Source organism: Cytophaga sp., assembly GCF_051961495.1.
Lineage (GTDB): Bacteria > Bacteroidota > Bacteroidia > Cytophagales > Cytophagaceae > Cytophaga.
The window spans coordinates 1-3,674 of the sequence record NZ_JBQCDF010000034.1; the positions used below are offsets into that span (position 1 = coordinate 1).

Consider the following 3,674-nt stretch of genomic DNA (forward strand, 5'->3'; position numbering starts at 1 on the left):
ATGGCAAAAGAAAAGATTCTGGGATTACGAACAACTATTTACAAAGTTAGTGATATTGAAAAAGCGACAAGCTGGTATACATCCGTTTTTCAAACGGAACCTTATTTTAACGAGCCTTTCTATGTAGGTTTTAATATTGCCGGTTATGAGTTGGGGTTGCAGCCTGAAGAACAACCGTTGACTGATAAAACAGACAATATCATTACTTATTGGGGCGTTAAAAATATAGAAGCTGCCTATAAAGATTTTATTAAAGCTGGCGCAACAGAAAATGAAAAACCGTACAATGTAGGTGGTGAGATTGTAACAGCAACCGTTAAAGATCCATGGGGAAACATCATTGGTCTTATTTATAATCCGGAATTTAAACTGAGTGAATAATTAAAGCAAATGAACGCACTCATAAAATTATTTCATTCAATTTTACCCCTTAGCGATGCGGATAAAGCATTGATCACTGAGCATACCTCCCTGGAAACATTGAGAAAAGGAGAGATGTATTGCAGACAGGGCGAAGTATGCCGTAAAATGGGTTTCGTGGTAGATGGTGTGTTTAAAGTCGTTCGCACCAATGAACAGGGGAATGATTACATTCTTTACTTTACCAATGAAGGACACTTTGTTGTTGATCTGGATAGTTTCTCCAAACAAATTCCCGGTGAAGAAACAATTGAAGCATTGACTAAATGTACTGTCATAACCATGGTAAAAAAAGATTTTGATTTTCTGGAAAAGTCAGTACCTGCATTTTCGAAAATTATAAACCAGATAAAAGAAAAAGCGTTGCTGGAGAAATATAAATTTAAAAGCGAAATGCTGGTGGATGATGCCAGTACAAAATACAATAAATTAGTGCAGCGACAGGCAACTGTTGTGCAGCGTGTTCCTCAGAGCCAGATTGCTTTATTTTTAGGGATCACACAATATACCTTAAGCCGGATCCGGGCGAAGAAATGATTTTTTGCCATATGGCAAACTTTTTTAATTTATCAGCATCTAGTTTTGGGTCTCAACAACAAAATCAGATTATGTATAAATCAGTAGGTAAAGCAGCGGTTGTTACCGGTGCATCCAAAGGTATAGGCGCAGCCATTGCAAAAACGCTCGCTCAGCATGGAAGAAAAGTAGTGGTTAATTATGCTTCAGATAAAAAAGGCGCAGAAGCCGTTGTGCAAGCCATCACAGAAAATGGCGGAACAGCAGTTGCCATACAGGCAGATGTAACCAATGCCGCAGACGTTAAACGGTTGTTTGAAGAAGCAACGAAGCAGTTTGGCAGGATTGATACATTGGTGAATAATGCCGGGGTGTATAAGTTCGAGCCACTTGAACTTATCACAACAGAAGAATTTCACCGACAGTTTAATAATAATGTTTTGGGTACGATTCTTTCTATTCAGGAAGCCTTAAAATATTTCAATGAAAATGGTGGCAGCATTATTAATATCAGTTCTGTTGCAAGTGTGAAGGCTACTCCAATGGCTATGCTATATACTGCAACCAAAAGCGCTGTAGATGGTATTACCCGGGCCTTGTCCAAAGAACTTGCTATAAAGAAAATCAGAGTGAATGCTATTTTGCCAGGGCCAACACAAACAGAAGGAAATCCGGTTGCAGGGACACCGATGGAAGAATACATTGCTGCTCAAACACCGCTGGGAAGAATCGGACAACCGGATGATATTTCAATGCTGGCAGTGTTTTTAGCATCCGATGATGCCGCATGGATCACCGGCCAAAAGATCGTTGTGTCCGGTGGGTTTGATTAAAAGACAGATTGTGATGATTGTTCTTCTTCTTTGAGGTTAAAATTATTTTGACACTAAAGAAGAAGAAGTTTTTTATAATGAATACTGTATTTTGGTGTTATATTACACGATTTTTACGGATATAATTTTCTGTTTACTATACCTTATCTGCATTCCGAACGTTTTATACCAGAACAACTTATTATGTAATGAAAAAACAATTAGTAATAATCATTCTTGGAATTCTTCCTTTATTATTTTGCTGTAAAAAGGAAAGTTATTTTTCAGAAGAACAGCAGTCTGCTTTATTTGCGGCACCTTCCACAGCAGAAATAAATGACGTATACAATAGCTGGCAGACAAGAGATCTGACTCCTTCCGCTTATATGGTTGTTCAGGAAAAACAATTGATGTCAGGAAAATATACTTTCAAAATCGTTTCTTTTAACGTTGAAGGTATACAGGAATATGGTGCATTGCTTATTCCTAATACAACAGAAAAAATGCCTGTACGCATGTATGCAAGCGGTTTTGGATTGAATATTACCATGTATGGTATGATTCTGGAATTGAATCCGTCCGGTTCAGACAAACCATTTATTCTGGCTATGCCGACCTTACGTGGACAGGCCTTACAGATTACCATAAATGATACTACTTATACAACTCCGCTATCCGGCGGTAATCATTGTGATGCCTTTGATGGTGGCACGGATGATGTAATTGTTTTCCTGAATTTGATAGAACAAACCGAACCCAATGCAGATGTTAACAGAACTTCTGTACGCGGCGGCAGCAGAGGTGGTACTGTGGCGCTACTTGCAGGAATAAGGGATACAAGGATCAAACGGGTAGTGTGTGTGGCAGGACCTGCAAATATGCTTACTCTAAGCTCCGCTCACATCAATGATGATACGTACAGATGTCAGTTTTTAAGTGCCTATAAAAATGGTGCGGTTAGCTTATCTGAAGCACGAAATAAAATGATTGCATCATCACCGGCTTTCTTTGCAGATCGTCTGCCTTTGGCACAAATGCACATGGGTTTGAAAGATTCGAATGTACCAATTTGGCAGGCTTATGAATTTCAGAATCGGGTTGATGCCGCCGGCAAAACATCGGACTTTCAATTATTCACCTATTACAGGACACATAGCAATATAGCGACCAATAATCCGGACCTTGCCCAACGGATCGAAGATTTTCTTTCGCAGCTATGATATTTTTTTCTGTATATTCACCAAAGTTCTATCGACAATAACAGACGGATTTGGTTCTGATTGTTTGGAGTCGAGAACCAAATAATAATTGTTTGATTCTACTTAATATTTAAATAACTGTTTCTGAAAATACATATCATTCTTATGAAAATTTCTTTTAGCATTTACATTGCCATATTTCTGTTGCTTAATACGAATCATGTTCAGGCTCAACAAAATTGGGAAGACTGCCAGGAATTCGAGAGGGAAGCAATGAATTTGTATTACGCAGAGAAATACAAGGAGTCGCTCGTATATATGGAAAAACTGGTTGCATGCTATCCTGGCATTACGACGTATTATAATACTGCTTGTGTTGCTTCGCTTGCGGGAGATAAAAAGAAAGGTTTTAGCTATCTTAAAGAAGCCATTGACAGAGGCTATTCCGATAGTCTGCACATGGCAGGAGATGATGATCTTGCTTATCTGAGGTCATTAAAAGAATGGAAACAAACAGCGGTATGGATGGCAGAAGTTCGCAAACGGCTTTACAAAGAGATTGCGAAAATACATGTCGCTTGTCCGGCTGCAGATCTTATTCCATATAAGGTTGATAATAAATGGGGGTATCTGGATAGAAAAACAAAACATAAAATAACTGAACCTGTCTTTCGTCAGGCAAGCTTTGTAGGTAAAACCGGTAGTGTGGTATATGGTGAAAAAGAAA

At 38.6% G+C, this 3,674-nt stretch carries 5 protein-coding genes; all 5 read left to right on the forward strand.

Going from position 1 to position 3,674, the window contains the following annotated elements; all coding sequences use genetic code 11:
* The coding region (locus ACTHJT_RS01830; protein ID WP_440235946.1) for a VOC family protein at positions 1–381 on the forward strand (381 nt) is incomplete at its 5' end.
* A gap of 9 nt (positions 382–390) precedes the next feature.
* Positions 391–957, forward strand: a complete 567-nt coding sequence (locus ACTHJT_RS01835) for a Crp/Fnr family transcriptional regulator (RefSeq protein WP_440235948.1) — start codon at positions 391–393, stop codon at positions 955–957.
* A 71-nt stretch (positions 958–1,028) separates the two neighbouring features.
* A complete protein-coding gene (locus ACTHJT_RS01840; RefSeq protein WP_440235950.1) occupies positions 1,029–1,769 on the forward strand; it encodes an SDR family NAD(P)-dependent oxidoreductase in 741 nt (246 codons plus the stop codon).
* Between the two features lie 188 nt (positions 1,770–1,957).
* The gene (locus ACTHJT_RS01845) at positions 1,958–2,968 is read left to right on the forward strand and encodes an alpha/beta hydrolase family protein (RefSeq protein ID WP_440235952.1); all 1,011 of its coding nucleotides are present in this window, start codon (positions 1,958–1,960) and stop codon (positions 2,966–2,968) included.
* Positions 2,969–3,112: 144 nt separating this feature from the next.
* On the forward strand, positions 3,113–3,674 hold a 562-nt coding region (locus ACTHJT_RS01850; protein WP_440235953.1), incomplete at its 3' end, for a TPR end-of-group domain-containing protein.

Coding starts and splice junctions, on each gene's coding strand:
- ACTHJT_RS01840 (WP_440235950.1), top strand. CDS start 1,029: ATGTATAAATCAGTAGGTAAAGCAGCGGTTGTTACCGGTGCATCCAAA.
- ACTHJT_RS01835 (WP_440235948.1), top strand. CDS start 391: ATGAACGCACTCATAAAATTATTTCATTCAATTTTACCCCTTAGCGAT.
- ACTHJT_RS01845 (WP_440235952.1), top strand. CDS start 1,958: ATGAAAAAACAATTAGTAATAATCATTCTTGGAATTCTTCCTTTATTA.